12 protein-coding genes and 1 pseudogene are annotated in these 16,885 nt (G+C 66.5%); 9 read left to right on the top strand and 4 right to left on the bottom strand.

Translation table 11 applies throughout. The annotated features are described in order from the left end of the window. From W823_RS48120 to trmB, 3 genes are all read right to left on the bottom strand, one after another. Positions 1-2,984, bottom strand: a 2,984-nt coding sequence (locus tag W823_RS48120; RefSeq protein WP_023960269.1) for an MMPL family transporter, incomplete at its 3' end; no start/stop codon positions are given. 113 nt (positions 2,985-3,097) lie between these two features. Next, complete coding sequence (locus W823_RS48115) at positions 3,098-3,838, bottom strand: NYN domain-containing protein (RefSeq protein WP_023960266.1); 741 nt, start codon at positions 3,836-3,838, stop codon at positions 3,098-3,100. After that, on the bottom strand, positions 3,835-4,635 hold the full coding sequence (gene trmB / locus W823_RS48110; RefSeq protein WP_031332782.1) for a tRNA (guanosine(46)-N7)-methyltransferase TrmB: 801 nt from the start codon (positions 4,633-4,635) through the stop codon (positions 3,835-3,837). The genes W823_RS48115 and trmB overlap by 4 nt, the downstream gene beginning before the upstream one ends. Before the next feature lie 123 nt (positions 4,636-4,758). On the opposite strand from trmB, the gene W823_RS48105 reads away from it, so the two are divergent. The 9 genes and pseudogenes from W823_RS48105 (at position 4,759) to surE (ending at position 16,046) form a co-directional block, all read left to right on the top strand. After that, positions 4,759-5,601 carry a hypothetical protein gene (locus tag W823_RS48105; protein ID WP_023960262.1) on the top strand — a complete coding sequence of 281 codons (843 nt, stop codon included), beginning with the start codon at positions 4,759-4,761 and terminating at the stop codon, positions 5,599-5,601. Continuing rightward, positions 5,598-7,067 (top strand): hypothetical protein, encoded by a 1,470-nt coding sequence (locus W823_RS0129995; protein WP_051406607.1) that lies wholly within the window; start codon positions 5,598-5,600, stop codon positions 7,065-7,067. Before W823_RS48105 ends, W823_RS0129995 begins: the two co-directional genes overlap by 4 nt. 110 nt (positions 7,068-7,177) lie before the next feature. After that, positions 7,178-7,522, top strand: coding sequence for a DUF6802 family protein (locus W823_RS48100; protein ID WP_023960260.1), 345 nt, complete (start codon positions 7,178-7,180; stop codon positions 7,520-7,522). Positions 7,523-7,725: 203 nt separating this feature from the next. Next, entirely contained in the window at positions 7,726-9,558 is a 1,833-nt protein-coding gene (locus W823_RS48095) for a phosphoenolpyruvate carboxykinase (GTP) (protein ID WP_023960258.1), read from the top strand. A gap of 57 nt (positions 9,559-9,615) precedes the next feature. Next, a pseudogene (locus W823_RS48090) lies at positions 9,616-10,709 on the top strand (esterase-like activity of phytase family protein). 202 nt (positions 10,710-10,911) lie between these two features. Further along, positions 10,912-11,694, top strand: coding sequence for an ABC transporter ATP-binding protein (locus W823_RS48085; protein WP_023960256.1), 783 nt, complete (start codon positions 10,912-10,914; stop codon positions 11,692-11,694). 14 nt (positions 11,695-11,708) lie between these two features. Next, positions 11,709-14,231 carry an ABC transporter permease gene (locus W823_RS48080; protein ID WP_031332779.1) on the top strand — a complete coding sequence of 841 codons (2,523 nt, stop codon included), beginning with the start codon at positions 11,709-11,711 and terminating at the stop codon, positions 14,229-14,231. A 106-nt stretch (positions 14,232-14,337) separates the two neighbouring features. Further along, a complete protein-coding gene (locus W823_RS48075) occupies positions 14,338-15,282 on the top strand; it encodes a PfkB family carbohydrate kinase (protein ID WP_023960252.1) in 945 nt (314 codons plus the stop codon). Continuing rightward, complete coding sequence (gene surE / locus W823_RS48070) at positions 15,279-16,046, top strand: 5'/3'-nucleotidase SurE (RefSeq protein WP_023960250.1); 768 nt, start codon at positions 15,279-15,281, stop codon at positions 16,044-16,046. The genes W823_RS48075 and surE overlap by 4 nt, the downstream gene beginning before the upstream one ends. Here surE and W823_RS48065 read toward each other — a convergent pair. Next, positions 16,041-16,847: a class I SAM-dependent methyltransferase gene (locus tag W823_RS48065; RefSeq protein ID WP_023960248.1), complete on the bottom strand. Its 807-nt coding sequence runs from the start codon at positions 16,845-16,847 to the stop codon at positions 16,041-16,043. The genes surE and W823_RS48065 overlap by 6 nt on opposite strands. Positions 16,848-16,885 lie beyond the last annotated feature (38 nt).

Genomic DNA, 16,885 nt, shown 5'->3' with positions numbered 1-16,885 from the left:
CGGCCCGCGGGCACGCCGCGCGGACTCGATACCGGTGGACCACTGGGCCGCGGTTCGGTCGGGCGAGGGTCTTGCTGCGGTCCGATGCGGTCGGAACGGATCGGCTGCGGACGCGGTGGTCGGCCGGGTTGGCGATGCTGGTCAGAGCCGTTCTCGGACGGCCCGGGCGTGCCGTTCGCCGGAACGGGGTCACCCAGGCGGATCCCGCCGGCGCCGAGACTCCAACCGCCGGTGTCCGGACGGTTGCGGCGGGCGTTCTCGCGATTGGGTGTGCGCGGCGCCACCGAGTCCGAATCAGGGGCGGGCCTGCTCGGTGCCCGGCGGACGACGCCGCTCACCGGAGGTTCGCTGGGTCGACCGGCCTGTTGGGGTTGTCCTGGCCGGACCGGGTCAGGCCTGCGGACCTGCCCGATGCGTCCATTGGTGTCGGCCGGCCGAGAGCCGGCATCCGACGGGCTGTCGGTCCACGACGACGGCTTGCGAACGCCACCCATCGCGGGAACCGGTGTGGCGCGTGGCTGTGGTTCCGAATCCTGCTGTGGCACAGCCCGGTCCGGCGTCGGACGAGAAATGGGGCCGGAAGGCCTCGGAGCCGGGGGCCGTCCGATCGGACCGGAGGGGCGCGCTACGGGGGCGCCAGCGGGAACCGGTCGTCGACCGTCCGTGGCGGGTTGCATCCGCATCGCCGACGTGGGTGCCTCGGCGACCACGGTGCCGGCGCTGCGGGCCCCGCGGACAGCTCGAGCCGCACGACCCGGGTCGTTCTCGTCGTCGAGGATGGTCTCACCCAGACCGATCTTCTCCTGGATCACCTTCATCCACTGCGGGGCCCACCAGCAGTCGTCGCCGAGCAGCTTCATGATGGCCGGCACCAGCAGCATGCGGATGATGGTGGCGTCGAGGATCAGTGCGGCGATCATGCCGTACGCGATGTACTTCATCATCACGATCTCGGACAGCCCGAACGCGCCGGTGACCACCACCAGGATGGCCGCGGCCGCGGTGATGATCCGGCCGGTGTGCGCGGTGCCGCGGCGGATCGCGTCGGTGGTGCTCGCGCCCTTCTGCCGTTCCTCGACCATCCGGGAGAGCAGGAACACCTCGTAGTCGGTGGACAGGCCGTAGATGATGGCGATGATCAGGACCAGGACCGCAGACATCAGCGGGCCCGGCGTGAAGTTGGCGATCGACGACCCGTGACCGTCGATGAAGATCCAGGTCAAGATGCCCAGGGTCGACCCGAGTCCCAGCGCCGAGACGAGTGCCGCCTTGATGGGCAACACCACCGAGCCGAACGCCAGGAACATCAGCAGGCTCGTCACCAGGATCAGCAGCGCGACCATCAGCGGTAGGTCGTCGAGGAGCGCGTTGATCGAATCCTGCGTCAGGGCAGGGGTTCCCGCGACGTACATGTTGAGGCCCTGCGTGTCGATGTCACGCAATTCCTTGACGGCTTCACCTGCGGTGTTCTGGTCGATGAGACCGGCAGCCAACTCGACGACGTTGCCCTCGGCCTGCGCGCCGTCGAGGGTGAACTCCTTGGTGAAACCGGGGATCTTGTTGGCCTCGTCGGCGATGGTCTGCAGCTTGGCCGCGTCGTCGCTGCTCTCCGGGTTGTACTCGATGACGAGCTTGATCTCTTCGGTGCGCTCGGTCGGGAAGAACTTGTCGAAGTTCTGCTGCGCGATGCGGTTGTCGTTGTTCGGCGGCAGGTACTTCTCGGTGATGCCACCGAACTGGATGCCCGCGAACGGGATGACCAACGCGAGGAGCAAGAGAACGACCGGGATCGCGGTCTTGAGCGGGTGGCGCATCACCCAGCCGGCAAGGCGGCCCCAGAAACTGTCCTCGACCTCTTTCTTGGTCTTGGTACGGCGCAGGAACGAGAAGCCCCACATGTCGATTCGTGGACCGAGGATGGCGAGGATCGCCGCGAGCACGGTGATCGAGCAGATGGCCGCGAGACTGACCGACGCGATCGCGCCGTAGGCAACCGATTTGAGGAAGCCCTGCGGGAACAGCAGCAGGCACGCAAGCGCGGCGACGATGATGGTCGCCGAGAACACCACGGTCTGACCGGCCGTCATGACGGTCCGGCGCACCGCGTCCTTGGTGGTGTATCCCTCGGCCAGCTCCTCGCGGAACCGGCTGACGATGAACAATCCGTAGTCGATGGCGATACCCAGCCCGATGAGTGTCACCACCGATTGGGCGAAGATGTTGAGTTCGGTGACGTGGGTGAGCAGCTTCATGATGCCCAGCGAGCCTGCGATGGTCAGGCCACCGATCACCACGGGCAGACAGGCAGCGATGACACCGCCGAAGATGAAGAACAACATGACGGCGACCAGCGGCAGCGCGATGATCTCGGCGCGCTTGATGTCTTCGTCCATCCCCGCCGACATCGCGCCGGCCACGGGCTGCAGCCCGGCCATCTCGATGGTCGTGCCGGGTAGGTCGTACTTCTCGGGAAGGTCGTCGAAGAAGGGCTCGATCTTCTTGTAGTTGTTCAAGATGGTGGTGTCGTCGTCACCTCGGACACCGATACTGACGAACCCGTGTTCGCGGGAGGCGTCGAAGAGCCGTGCCTGCACCTGCGCCTGGGTGGCCTTGTCGAAGTCGTTCGCGGCCGGTTTGAACGGGTCCACGATGCCGGGGTCGGTGCGGTCCACGACGTCACCGTGCTGTGCGATCAGGTCTTCGACGATTCGCTCGACCTTGGTGGCGAACGCCGGGTCGTCGACCTTGGTGCCCGCCGGCGGCGTCACCAGCATGATGACGTCCGACTTGTGGTCGCGGCCGAGTACCTCGTCACGCAGCTGCGAGCCCTCGACCGAGGGGGAGCCCGGGTCGAACCATCCGGACTGACTCAGATGCTTGTTGAGGTCGAGCCCGTAGAGGCCGAGCCCGGCCATCAGGGCAACCATGACCGCGATGACCACAAAGCGCAGCCGGTACACGAAGTTGCCTATGGCACCAAACACCGCAGGTCCTTTCCGTACTCGCTAGTTCGTCACTCGCTGGTTGAGAGTGGTCGCGCGGGGGACGTCCGTGACGTCGCCGATCGTGCGTCTATGTCACAGCTCGCTCGTCGCTCTCAGGTGGGGCGGCCGGACAGCAGTGCCGACAACGGCCGGAACGGAGCCAGCCACGCGCCTTCTTCGGGCAACGAGTCCAGACTGATCCGGGGCAGGGGCTCCCGGAACACACCTGGAATGTCTTCTAGATCTACAAACTCCAAACTCTCCGACGTCAGTGCCCACGCTGCGTGCTCGCGGAATCCGAGCACCTGCACCGGGACCCCATCGGCGGCGACGTCCTCGAGAAGCTCGCGGAAGGCCTGCCCGTCCGCCGAGGCGACGATCAGTCCCGCCAGCCCCACAGTGTGCCTGCGCATCTCGATGTGGTCGAGCATGTCCGAATCCACGTCGCTGTCTTCGTCCACTTTGGGCTTGGCGAAAACAGCGAAACCAACATTACGCAACGCCTCGACCCAGGGGCGCACGACTTCGGCCGTACCAGGGGCGATGTTGGTGAAGACGGTCGCCTCGGGGACCGCGGCGAAGCTCCTGCGGGCGCCTGCGGTGCCGTCGACCGACGGTGTGGTGGCCGCGGAGATGTCCGCTGTCCGATCCAGCAGCCAGCGTCCCAGAGCGTCGAACCTGGGCCGGTGAGCTGCGGTGGGCCTGCCGCCGAGGATCGACCCGAGACCCATGTCGAGGTTCGGTGCGTCCCAGATCAGCAGCACCCGGGCTTCCTGGCTCGCCCCCGAGATGGTGTGGGCGACCGAGTTGTCGGGTGTGCTGACGGGCTCGTCCGAATAGGATGCAGGACTCATCGTGGGACCCTTGTGAGAACGAACTCAGTGACCGGGCGGCCTTCGCGTTCGGCGCGTCCCTCGAACTTCGTGACCGGCCGGGCCGTGGAGAACGGCACGGCGGTCTCGGCCGGCACCAGCAGGGACTGACTGCCGAGCACCTCCGCGATCGAGTGGGCGTAGTCGGCATGGTCGGTGGCGATGTGCAGCGCACCGTTGTCCCGCAGCACCTCGGCGATCAGCTCGATGGTGCTCGGCTGCAGCAGACGCCGCTTGTGATGGCGAGCTTTGGGCCACGGATCGGGGAAGAACACCCGGACTCCGGTCAGCGAGGCGGGCGCGATCATGTGCCCCAGCACGATCACGGCGTCACCTCGGATGACCCGGATGTTGGCGAGGTTCTCCCGGCCGATCATCCCGAGGAGTTGTGCGATCCCTGGCCGGTAGACGTCGACGGCGATCACGTCGATGTCGGGCTCCTCGGCCGCCATCGCGGCGGTAGAGGTCCCTGTTCCGCAGCCGATCTCGAGGATCAGGGGCGCGTTACGTCCGAACCAGGCCTCGGCATCGATTCGGGCGTTCTCGCTGACCTCTCGACCCACCGAAGGCCACAGCCGCTCCCAGTTGTCCTGCTGAGCGGGCGTGAGACTGCCGCGGCGCGACCGGAAGCTGGTCACCCGAGGGTAGAGACGCGCGCGTTCACGGCGGGCCGCGTCGATCTCGGCCTTGTCATCCGGAGCCGACCGCTCGTCCGGCGCCGGCAACACACTGCGTTGGGCCTTCGGGTTTGGGCTAGTCACCCGGCCATAGTCCCGCATTACTCACCGATGTGACAGCAGGGGTTTACCAAACCGCGATCAAGCCGTGTTGCGGCGAGGCGGAACCGGGCACTGCAATCGTGCGTCTGACCAGGTGGCAAGGCTCTTCGGGGGAGGAATCACATGTATCGGCACGATGATGGGCCGGCCGACTCTCGGATCGGCGAGTTGATGGACCGGCTGCACGCTCTGTGCGACCACCTGCCGGGGGCCGTCGCGTTGCGCCGCGCGGTCGACGATCTGCAGGGGCCGCTGAGGGTGGCCGTGGTGGGCCGATTCGGCACCGGCCGCGACACCGTGGCCCGTGCGCTGAGGCAGTCCTACGACGTCAGCCCGATCGGACCGGGCGACGACGCGTCCGATGCGGACGCATGGCTCCACGTGCTCTCGGGCTGGCCCCGGCCGGACGACGTCGCCGCGATCGCCGACCTCGATCCACGTCGAAGCCTGGTGGTTCTCGGGAAAGCGGACTCGCTGGGGTCATGGCCGTCCGCTCGTGATCGCGCAGCGCAATGCGCAGCATCGCTCGGTCGGGCGGTGGTGCCGGTGATGCCGTTGCTGGCGGTACCGGATCTGCGGATGGACGACATCGACTTCATGGCCGCCATGGCCGCGGCAGGTGAACAGGTGCCGCCGATGCAGGCCGAGTTCCTCGACGCGGGCGGGCCGCACCAGCGCCTGCAACGGCTGTCGTTGCTGCGCAGGCTCGATGCGTACGGCATCGCCAGTGCGCTGGCCCTGCTGAGCGGCGGGCCTCTGACCGCAGAGGAACTCGCCGCCCGGCTCCACCAGCGCAGTGGACTCGACGCACTGGCCGACCCGTTGACGGAGTTTGCGTCCCTTGCCGAGCACAGACGTGTCGGACGGGTGGTCGATGAGCTCGAGATCATCGCGGCCCAGGGAATCCTGCGGGACGAGATCGAGCACATCTTGTCCGGATCCATGCTGTCGGGAGCGCTGACATGACGACGACCGCTGACCTGCGGGAGATGCGGGCCGTGGTGGCCGGTGTCTCGGAGCTGACCGGTTCGTCTATCGGCCAGGTCGATTCCGACGTGGTGACGGTGGCAGGGCTCGGTCGCGTCGGGGTCACCTCGATCGCCGCGGCGTTGGATGCTGCAGGCATCAAGGCCTCCGAGTGGCCTGGGCCGGATCAGGTGGATCGGCCGGACGGTGATGTACACGGAAGAGGCGGCGGCGCGGCCATTGCCCTGCTGATCGTGGATCCCTCATCAGGGGTGGGGGAACCAGAGGTCGAACTGCTGCGAGCCCTGACCGCCACCGCGCCGATCGTCGCAATGGTCTGCAACAAGATCGATGCCTTCTGGGATTGGCCCACGTTGCTCAAGGCCAATCGACAGCTACTCGACCCGCACGGACGACTGCCGATCTTTGCCGTGTCGGCCGCGGCCGCGCTGGCCGGTCATCACACCGGCTCAGGATTCGAGGCGCTGACGGGCTGGCTGCACGAGCAACTCCACCCCACTGATCGCCGCGAACGATTGGCGACCGTGGCCGCTGATCGCACTCTCGAAGCGTTTGTCGAGGACCTGGCCACCGTCGACCATGGCTCGGACCCCGCCGCCGCGTTGCTGGACGAACGGGCAGTGCTCGCCGGAACGCGCGACCGCGGCCGGATGGACCGGTTGGCTGCATTGCGCGCCGGTGCCGGGCAGATCCGCGGTGACGTGGCCGGCGCACTCGATTCGACGACGCGAGCCATCGACGCGGGGGCGACAGCAGCTGCCGCGCGACTCAACCGTTCCGGGGAAACGTCGTTTGTGCAGTGGCTCGAGGGCGAGCTGACAGAGGTCCGCACCGGCATCCTCAACCGGCTCGACGACGACCTCGACGGCCTGCAGGCGCGCACGATGCTCGGGCTGGAGCAGGCGGCCCCCACGGCGCCGGCCCGTTCCTACGAGACGGTGGCCGTTCCCGCCCTGCCGGTGCCGCGCCGGGGCGCCGAGGAGGCGTTGCTCGTGGTGTTCGGGGCCTCGGCAGGTCTGGGTCTCGGCCGTCTGGTGGTCACCCCGATGGCGTCGGTCGACACGCTGCAGTGGATCGCGATGCCGCTGACGCTTGTCCTCGGCGTGGTGATCGCGGTGGGGATGGTCCGGATACGCCGGCTGTCGACCCGACGGGCGGCGATGGCGACATGGGCGCATGACGCGGTGGGTGATGTGCGGTCACAGATCGAGCGGGAGATAGTGCGGCAGGTCTCCAGTGCCGAGTCGGTCATCGGCGGCAGACTCACCCGCCACTACGAGAGGCGGTCGCAGGGGGCGGCCTCCCGGATCGCCGAAGTGGACCGCGAGATCAGGCGGGTGCGGCAGGCGGCGGTCGGTCGTCGCGACGGCGACCTCGCGAAACTTGCGGCTGCGGCCGAGGTGCGGGACCGGCTCGACCCCCTCCTCGAGGCGATCGGACACTGATCTGAGCTGACCTCTCTCACTCGCCCCTCGGTCGGCGGGAACCGTGCCGAGGTGTTCTGCGTCCAACCCAACGGGACACTTTTTCTTCGACGGGTGGGTGGGTGCACGGTATGGACAACGACTTCCTTGCCGGATGCGGCGACGACCAGAATGAGCCGGTGTTCGTCCATCCGGCCTCGGCGCCGCCCATCGACGGCGTCTACGACAATCTCTGGATCGTCGAGAACGACAGGGTCTGGGATCTCGGGCCCGCCGACATCGACACCGACGCCGACGGGGTCGCTGATTCGCTCACGAGGCCAGGACCAGCTGGTTTGACCGTCTACACCGATAGTGATCGTGACGGTCAGGTGGATCTGATCACAGAGGTGCGTGGCGACGGCGGTTACAGCTCGCATCGGCTGGACCCCGCGACAGGGGAATGGACAGCCACCGACGTCGGTCGTCTTCGGTAGTTCGGCTGGTCAGCGCGTTGATGGGCCGACTACAATGTTCGTCACTCACACGGTGAGATGTGCCCTGATACACGCCCCGATTGATGCCAGCGGGTACGCCCGAAGTAATCTGAATAAAAGGCCGCCACGGAGGGGCTGACCGGCGCAGACGATGAACCCATGCGGTTCCTGTGCCCGTCGGTCACCGGTAGGAGAGATGACACATGACTTCAGCAACCATTCCCGGTTTGGATCCCGACAGCGCGCCGACGTCGCACGCCGAACTGTTGGCCTGGGTGCGAGAAGTCGCAGAACTCACCGAACCGGAGCGGGTTGTCTGGTCTGACGGCTCCGACGACGAGTGGGATCGCCTCACCACCCAGCTCGTCGCCGCCGGGACCATGACCAAGCTGGACGAGAAGAAGAAGCCCAACTCGTTCCTGGCCAACTCCGACCCCGCCGACGTCGCACGCGTGGAATCACGCACCTACATCTGCTCGAAGAACGAGATCGACGCCGGCCCCACGAACAACTGGGTTGACCCGACCGAGATGCGCGCGACGATGACCGAGCTCTACCGAGGCAGCATGCGCGGCCGCACCATGTACGTCATCCCGTTCTGCATGGGACCGCTCGGCTCCGACGACCCCAAGCTCGGTGTCGAGATCACCGATTCCGAATACGTCGTGCTGTCGATGCGTGTGATGACCCGGGTCGGCCCCGAGGTCGTCGCGGCGCTGGGCGAGGACCGCTTCTTCGTCAAGGCGCTGCACTCACTGGGTGCCCCACTCGAGGCCGGCCAGGAAGACGTGCCGTGGCCGTGCAACGAGACCAAGTACATCACCCACTTCCCGGAAGACCGCGAGATCTGGTCGTACGGTTCGGGTTACGGCGGTAATGCGCTCCTGGGCAAGAAGTGCTACTCGCTGCGCATCGCGTCGGCCATGGCCCACGACGAGGGCTGGCTCGCAGAGCACATGCTGATCCTCAAGCTGATCAGCCCGGAGGACAAGGCGTACTACATCGCCGCCGCGTTCCCGAGCGCCTGTGGCAAGACCAACCTCGCGATGATCCAGCCCACCATCCCCGGGTGGCGTGCCGAGACCCTCGGTGACGACATCGCCTGGATGCGGTTCGGCGAAGACGGCCGCCTGTACGCGGTCAACCCGGAGTTCGGCTTCTTCGGTGTCGCGCCCGGTACCAACTACAGCTCCAACCCCAACGCCATGAAGACCATGGAGGCGGGTAACACCATCTACACCAACGTCGCGCTCACCGACGACAAGGATGTCTGGTGGGAGGGCCTCGAAGGCGACCCCCAGCACCTCATCGACTGGCGCGGGAACGACTGGACCCCGGACTCGGATACGCAGGCAGCGCACCCGAACTCGCGGTACTGCACCCCGATGAGCCAGTGCCCGATCATGGCGCCCGAGTGGGATGACCCGCAGGGTGTGCCGATCTCGGCGATCCTGTTCGGCGGCCGGCGCAAGACCACCATCCCGTTGGTGACCGAGGCCCGCAGCTGGCAGCACGGCGTGTTCATGGGCGCCACCGTCGGCTCGGAGCAGACTGCGGCAGCCGAGGGTACCGTCGGCGCCATCCGCCGCGACCCCATGGCGATGCTGCCGTTCCTCGGCTACAACGTCGGCGATTACCTCAACCACTGGATCGACCTCGGCAAGAACGCCGACGAGTCCAAGTTGCCGAAGGTGTTCTACGTCAACTGGTTCCGCCGCGGCGACGACAAGCGATTCCTGTGGCCAGGATTCGGTGAGAACAGCCGCGTGCTGAAGTGGATCGTCGAACGCATCGAGGGCAAGACCAGCGGTGTGGAGACCCCCATCGGCATCGTGGCGACGCCCGAAGCGCTGGACCTCGACGGCTTGGACGTCTCTGAGGCCGATGTCGCCGAAGCGCTCGCGGTGAACCCCGAGGAGTGGCGCGGCGAGATCCCGTCCATCGAGGAATGGTTCGACTTCGTCGGCGAGAAGCTGCCGTCGGGCATCCGGGACGAGTTCGAGGCGCTCAAGCATCGGCTCGGCGCCGATTCTTGATCTTTCAAGTCTCTTCTGAACGCGCGCAGGTGGGGCGGCACCGGTAACATCCCGCCCATGAGGCGAGCGAAGCTGCGCGGTGTATTGGCAACGGCCACAGGAGTTGTCGCGGCCGCGCTGGCAGCGGGTCTGGTTGCACCCGTGCACGCGGCAGCAGCACCTGTGCTGTCCGCGAAGTTCCTGTCGACGACAAACCTGCCGTTCGACTGGATCCCGGCACCCGCCCGCTTCGGGGACATCTCCGGCATCGACGGTGACGGTCGTGGCAACTACTCGGTGATCACCGACGACACCGGCGCCAACGGACCCACCCGTTACTTCGACGTCAGCGTTCCGCTCAACCGCGACGGCATGTCGTCCGGCGTCCCCGCGCTGGTCGGCGGTGGTGTGGTGATGGGGCCGAACAACATCCCGATGCTGCCCGGCTCCGGCTACGAGTTCGAGGCCATCAGGCACCACGGCGACTCGTTGATCGTCGCCAGTGATGGGCCCGAGCCGTTCATCCGGATGGTCTCGGCCCCAGGGCTCCATCAGCGGGACTTCGCGCTCCCCGCTGCGTATGTCCCCAAGAAGGGCAGTGGGCTGCGGGGGCACCTGGGTCTGGAATCCCTGGCGGTGAGCGAGGGCGGCCTCATCAGCACCATCACCGAGAATTCACTCGCCCAGGATGGCCCACGGCCCACCCTGGCCGCAGGCACCAGCTCGCGGCTTCTGCAACTACGTGGCAACGGCAGTGTGAGCGGCGAGTTCGTCTATCGCACGGACCCGCTTACCCCGGGTTCGTCGGGCCGGGCGTCAAGGGTGTCTCGGAGGTATTGGCCGTCAACAAGACCGACTTCCTGGTGCTCGAACGCGGTTACGATCCCGCTCGCAACTCCTACGACATCAAGATCTTCTGGACGACCACCAACGGCGCCGACCGGGTCACGGGTAAAGCAGCCCTGACAGGGAACGAGAAGGCGATGCCGAAGCACTTGGTCTACAACCTGAGCAGTTTGACGAACTTGAGGCCGGGCAACGTCGAAGGTCTGGCGTGGGGGCCGAGACTCTCGAACAATCGGCGCGCTCTTCTCGCCGTGTCCGACAACGGCTTCAACTCGCCTGCCGTACCCAACAAGCTGCACGTCATGGCCGTGCACTTCCCTGGCTGACCTGTATTCGCTGGACCGCGACCTCACTCTGCGGTACTACTGCGAGGGGGCCAAATCATCCTCACGGCCGATTCGTCGGCGGGATGTAGGGGGAAAGATCAGGGTGGTCCCCGATGATTCGGCGATGGCATGGCAGTCAGTATTTGTACTGCCGGTAGCCAGGCATCGTGCATTAACTGACCGAGAATGAGAAAGGCCAGACATGACCGCCCCACCCACCGCAGTTGCGGCCCGCGCGAGCGATCTGAAGAAGATCTACGGATCCGGAGACACCCAAGTGCATGCATTGGCGGGTGTCACCGCGGAGTTCGTCCGAGGTGAGTTCACGGCCATCATGGGCCCGTCCGGGTCCGGCAAGTCCACGTTGATGCACTGCCTCGCCGGACTCGACACCGCGACCAGCGGAACGGTGAGCATCGGCGACACCAATCTGACCGATCTCTCCGACAAGCAGATGACGCTCCTGCGCCGGGACCGGATCGGCTTCGTGTTCCAGTCCTTCAACCTGGTGCCGACCCTGACGGCTCGGGAGAACATCACGCTGCCGCTCGACATCGCCGGCCGCAAACCCGATCAGCAATGGTTCGACACCGTGATCGGGCGCCTCGGTATCGCCGACCGTCTGGGCCATCGCCCCAGCGAGCTGTCCGGTGGTCAGCAGCAGCGCGTGGCGTGTGCGCGAGCGCTGGTCGGGCAACCCGAGATCATCTTCGGTGACGAGCCCACCGGCAACCTCGACTCCAGGTCGTCGGGCGAGGTGCTCAGCATTCTTCGCGCCGCGGTCGACGAGTTCGGCCAGACCGTTGTGATCGTCACCCACGACCCCCGTGCGGCGAGCTATGCCGACCGGGTGGTCTTCCTCGCCGACGGCCAGATAGTGCAGGAGCTCCGCAATCCCGATGCCGACGAGATCTTCGAGTACATGAAGAACCTCGACGAGACCCCGTCGACCGGAGGCTTCTCGCGCGCTCCGAAGGAACTGTGATGGCATCGAATGCGATGCGTAAGGTCTCACTGAGAAACCTTGGCGCGCATAAGCTTCGCCTTGTCCTGACTGTTCTGTCGGTCGTGTTGGGCACCGCTTTCGTCGCCGGTTCGATGATCTTCACCGCGACCGTGTCCAGCGCCTTCGACGGGATCTTCGACAAGGTCGCACTCGGCGTGGACACCCAGATCTCACCGGAGGACTCCAATTCGTCGGGTGTGCCCGATTCGGTCCTCACCCAGATCGAGGACAACAAGGCCGAGCTCGGAGTGGCAAAGGTGTTGCCGCAGTACAGCGGTCCGGCCACCATCGCCAAGGCCGACGGCAAGGCGTTGCAGACGGGTGGCGCGCCCAGTGTGGGCAGCGCCTTCCAGTCGCCGGACCAACGGCTGTCCGACACCGAGAGCAATCTCATCGACGGCCGTGCTCCGACTCGCCCCAACGAGATCGCCCTCAATGATTCGTCCGCCGACGAGGCCGACCTGAAGCTCGGGTCGACCACCAAGGTGGCGGTGGGCCGTGGCAGCGGGGCGCCGATGGAGGTGACGGTGGTCGGCATCCTCGACGTGCCGGGCGCCACCAGCGGATTCACCAGCATCCAGTTCCAGGAGGAGACTGCCAAAGACCTGTTCACCGACGGCTCGCATTCGCAGGCGATCGACCTGCAGGCGGTGCCGGGTGTCAGCCCCGAGCAGTTGAAAGAACGTGTCGCAGGCCTGATCGGCGACGACTACAAGCTGCGCACCGGCGACCAGGTGCGTCAGGACGAGAAGGACTCGATCAACCAGTTCCTCGACGTCTTCAACTACATCCTGCTGGCGTTCGCCGCGATCGGACTCATCGTCGGCACGTTCATCATCTACAACACCTTCTCGATGATCGTGGCCCAGCGGGTGCGAGAGTTGGCCCTGCTCAGGGCAATCGGGGCCAGTCGCAGACAGGTCACCCGTTCGGTGCTGCTCGAGGCGTTTGTCGTGGGGCTCATCGGCGCGCTGGTCGGCTTGGCTGCCGGCGTCGGTATCGCAGCAGTCCTCAAGGCCGTGACGGGCTCGACCGGTCTGCCGACGACGTCGCTCCAGATCGGTCCGTCGGCGGTGATCGCCTGTCTGTTGGTGGGCATCCTCGTCACCATGGTCAGTGCGTATGCGCCGGCCAGACGGGCATCGAAGGTGTCGCCCGTGGAGGCGATGCGCGAGAGCCTCACCGATGGTCAGGCGTCACTCAAGGTGCGCACCATCGCAGGCATCGTGCTGGCGGTCATCGCACTGGCGCTGCTGGCGATCGGTGCCTCCGGTGAGGGGTCCGGAGCTGCGAGCATCGTCGGACTCGGTGCGCTGGTGATGATCTTCGCGGTGGTGTTCGCCGCGCCTGCGTTGTCACGTCCGGCGGTCACCGTGCTCGGTGCGGTGCTGGCACGGCCTTTCGGCAAGATCGGTCAGCTGGCGCGTACCAACGCTGTCCGCAATCCGAGACGTACTGCCGCAACAGCTTTCGCGTTGACACTCGGTTTGATGCTGGTGGCGGTGATCGGCACTCTCGGTTCGACGTTCAAGGGCACGATCGACGATGCGATCGACACCGGACTGACGGCGAATCTGCTGGTGTCCGGCGATCAGGGCAGCGGGTTCTCGCCCCTGGTGGTGGAGGCCATCGCCGAGATCGACGGAGTCGAATCGGTTGTCGGCTTCGGGGGTATCCAGGCCGAGGTCGATGGTCAGGGCGTGTTCGGGTACTCGCCCGACGGTGACATGTACTCGGTCACCCCGTACGAGATGGTCGAGGGTCCGCGAACGATCGAACCGGACGGCATGATCGTCGGCGAACGCACGTCGAAGGAGAAGGGCTGGAACGTCGGCGAGACGATCGAGTTCACGAACTACGACGGCACGGTGGTCCCGGTGAGGGTGACCGGCATCTTCAAGGACAACCCGCTGATCGATCCGTGGGCGATGGGCTCGGATGCCTACGAGAAGCTGATCCCGTCACCGCTGCGGCAGGAGGTCTTCGCCGCCATCAAGACGGTGCCGGGCGCCAACGTCGACGAGGTGAGCGACCGGGTCGAAGATGTCACCGCCGACTACCTGACGGTGAAGATTCGGACGCCTGCCGAGTTCAAGGGCGAGCAGTCATCGCAGATCGACCAGATGCTGAGCGTCCTCTACGGAATGCTCGGACTGGCGTTGGTGATCGCAGTCCTGGGCATCGTCAACACGCTCGCCCTGTCGGTGATCGAACGCAAACGTGAGATCGGGATGTTGCGGGCGATCGGGATGGCCCGTGCTCAACTACGGCGGACGATCTACGTCGAGTCGCTGTTGATCGCGATCTTCGGTGCGCTGCTCGGTGTGGTGCTGGGCGTGGCATTCGGCTGGGCGCTGGTACGCACCCTGAAGTACTGGGGTCTGGGTGCTCCGGTGTTGCCGTGGAGTCTGATCGTCATCACGTTGGTCGGTGCGGCCGTTGTCGGAGTGCTGGCGGCCCTGTGGCCGGCCTCGCGGGCGGCGAAGACCAAACCGCTGGACGCGATCGACAACTAGTCCACGACACTGCAGACAACAGAACCCCCCGCGCCGATCCCGGTGCGGGGGTTCTGTCCGTTTTCCGGCCGGCGCGAGCGGGTAAGCGGGCCGCGAGGAGGACATCATGAGTTCACATGGTCTGGTTTTCGCCCCGACCCCTTTACTGACCGTAACAATCGAAGCCGACGCCAGCGACGCTGCGGAGCTGCACGTCCACGCCGGAGGGCAGGGTTTCTGGATCGCCCGGATGATGGAGACGCTCGGCCTGAACACCACGTTGTGTGGGGTGTTCGGCGGCGAGGCCGGAAAGATACTGCGCCCACTGATCGAAGGTGAGGGCGTCGCGGTGCGAGGCGTGGCGATGGGCGGCGAGAACGGCTCGTACGTGCACGATCGGCGCAGCGGCAACCGCCTCGAGGTGGTGAGTGTGCGTCCTCAAGTGCTCACCCGGCACGAGGTGGACGACCTCTTCAGCAATTGCCTTGCCGAGGGGCTCACCTCGGGGGTCGCGGCACTCGGCGGCCCCCATGAGGACGGGGTGATCCCGGACGAGACCTACGGGCGCCTGGCTGCAGATCTGACGGCAAACGGCATCCCGGTGGTGGCCGACCTGTCCGGCCCGACCTTGCAGAGCGCGCTCGAAGGTGGCCTCGACATCCTCAAGGTGAGTCACGAGGACCTCGTCGAGGACGGGTTCGCGAAGTCGGAGAAGCCTGCGGATCTTGCCACTGCGATGGAGGAGTTCGGAGAAAAGGGCGCCAGGGTGGTGGTGATCTCGCGTGGTGAGGAATCCACACTGGCCTGGGAGGACGGTCAGTTCTGGGAGGCCATCGCGCCGCCCGCCCAATCGATCGACCATCGGGGTGCCGGCGACTCGATGACCGCTGCGTTGGCTGTGTCGACCGCGCAGGGCGAGTCCCTCGAGTCGGGACTGCGGCTGGCGGTCGCGGCAGGTGCGGCAACGGTGACCCGGCGAGGGCTGGCGACCGGCCACGGCGAGGTGGTCCGGAAGTTGGCCGAACGAGCCGAGGTCCGCAAGGTGGACCGGCCCGGAAAGGGCACGTCGTGAAGGTGCTGATCACCAACGACGACGGTATCGACCGCGCCGGGATCCGCGTGCTCGCGAGAGTTGCGGCCGACCTGGGTCTTGACGTGGTGGTCGCCGCGCCCGACCGGGAACGCAGCGGCGCGAGCGCGTCGCTCAGTGCCATCGAAGACGGCGGCCGGTTGCGGATGCGAGCCACCGATCTGACCGAGTTGCCCGGCGTGACGGCTTACGCCGTGGACGCGTCGCCTGCCCTCATCGCTTTTGTCGCGTGCGACGGAGCTTTCGGGCCACCGCCGGATCTGGTGTTCTCCGGGATCAATCACGGACCCAACACCGGACACGCGATCTTGCACTCGGGGACGGTGGGCGCGGCGTTCACCGCTGCCGCCCACGGCGCTGCGACGTTGGCGGTGTCGGTGGACGCCGCCGGGCCCCGCGATTGGGGCTGCGCGGCCGAGGTCGCGCGTGTCGCAGCAGCGTGGGTGGTCGACAAGGCCCAGCCCGGTTCGGTGCTCAACGTCAACATCCCCGATCTGGCCAGAGCGGATCTGAAGGGGCTGCGGCGGGCATCGCTTGCACCGTTCGGGGCCGTGCAGGCCCGGATCGGGGAACGAGATGAGGAGTCGGTGGCGGTGACCTTCGACGAGATCCGTGCCCAGGAGCAGGACGACAGCCCGCCGGGTTCGGATGCCGCCCTCATCGCGGACGGGTGGGCGACGGTGACCGCTCTCCGGGTCCCGCCGATCGAGGCCCCGGACACCGACCTCGACGGGCTTGTCCTATAGCGGATTCGTCGGGTCGGCCTTACGGAGCAGTAGCACCAAGTTGGTGCCCAGTACTTCCCGGATCAGCGGCACCTTCATCACCCACCACAGCCGCCCCGGGAGATACCGGGGAAAGGCTGCCACCAGTGTCGCCTCGCTAGGCGGCACCGAACGTGCCCACCGCAGCCCGTCGGCTGCGGTGACCTTGAACAACGATGTGCCGTAGAGGTTCTTGGGCCGGTGGCCGTGCTTTTTCGTGTACCAGCGGGCCGCCCGGGCACCGCCGAAGTAGTGGGTCAAACCCATCTCGTGGCCGCCGAACGGTCCGTACCAGAGGGTGTAGCTGAGCAGGACGAGGCCGCCGGGGCGAGTGACCCGCAGCATCTCGCGGGCCATGGACCAGGGCTCGGCGACGTGTTCGGCGACATTGGACGAATAGCAGATGTCCACCACGGCATCGGCGATCGGCAGAGCAGTCCCCGACCCGCGGACACCGGCCTGCTGGGCGAGACCGGCGGCATGCATCTCGTCCGGGTCAGGTTCGACCGACACATAGTGGGCGCCGCGGCGCCGGAACACCTCGGCGAAGTAGCCGGGACCGCCTCCCACATCGAGGACAACCTTGCCGTCGAGGCCGGCCGGGCCGCCGGGGTCCAGGCCCGTGACGCCGCGGTGCAGCGCCTCGATCAATTCCACCGAGTCATCGGCGAGGGCGCCGTAGAAGCGGTCGGGGTCGGACTGCTCGTACCGGAAGTGGTTCAGCAAGGTGGCCGAACGGACCACCGTGGCGCGCTGACGGGCACGGCGGGTGGTGTCTTTCACCAGCGAAACGATACGGGTCGGACGTCGGTGGAGATCCG

The organism is Williamsia sp. D3 (assembly GCF_000506245.1).
In the GTDB taxonomy this organism is placed as follows: domain Bacteria; phylum Actinomycetota; class Actinomycetes; order Mycobacteriales; family Mycobacteriaceae; genus Williamsia; species Williamsia muralis.
This window is presented reverse-complemented; position numbering and strand designations above follow the sequence as displayed.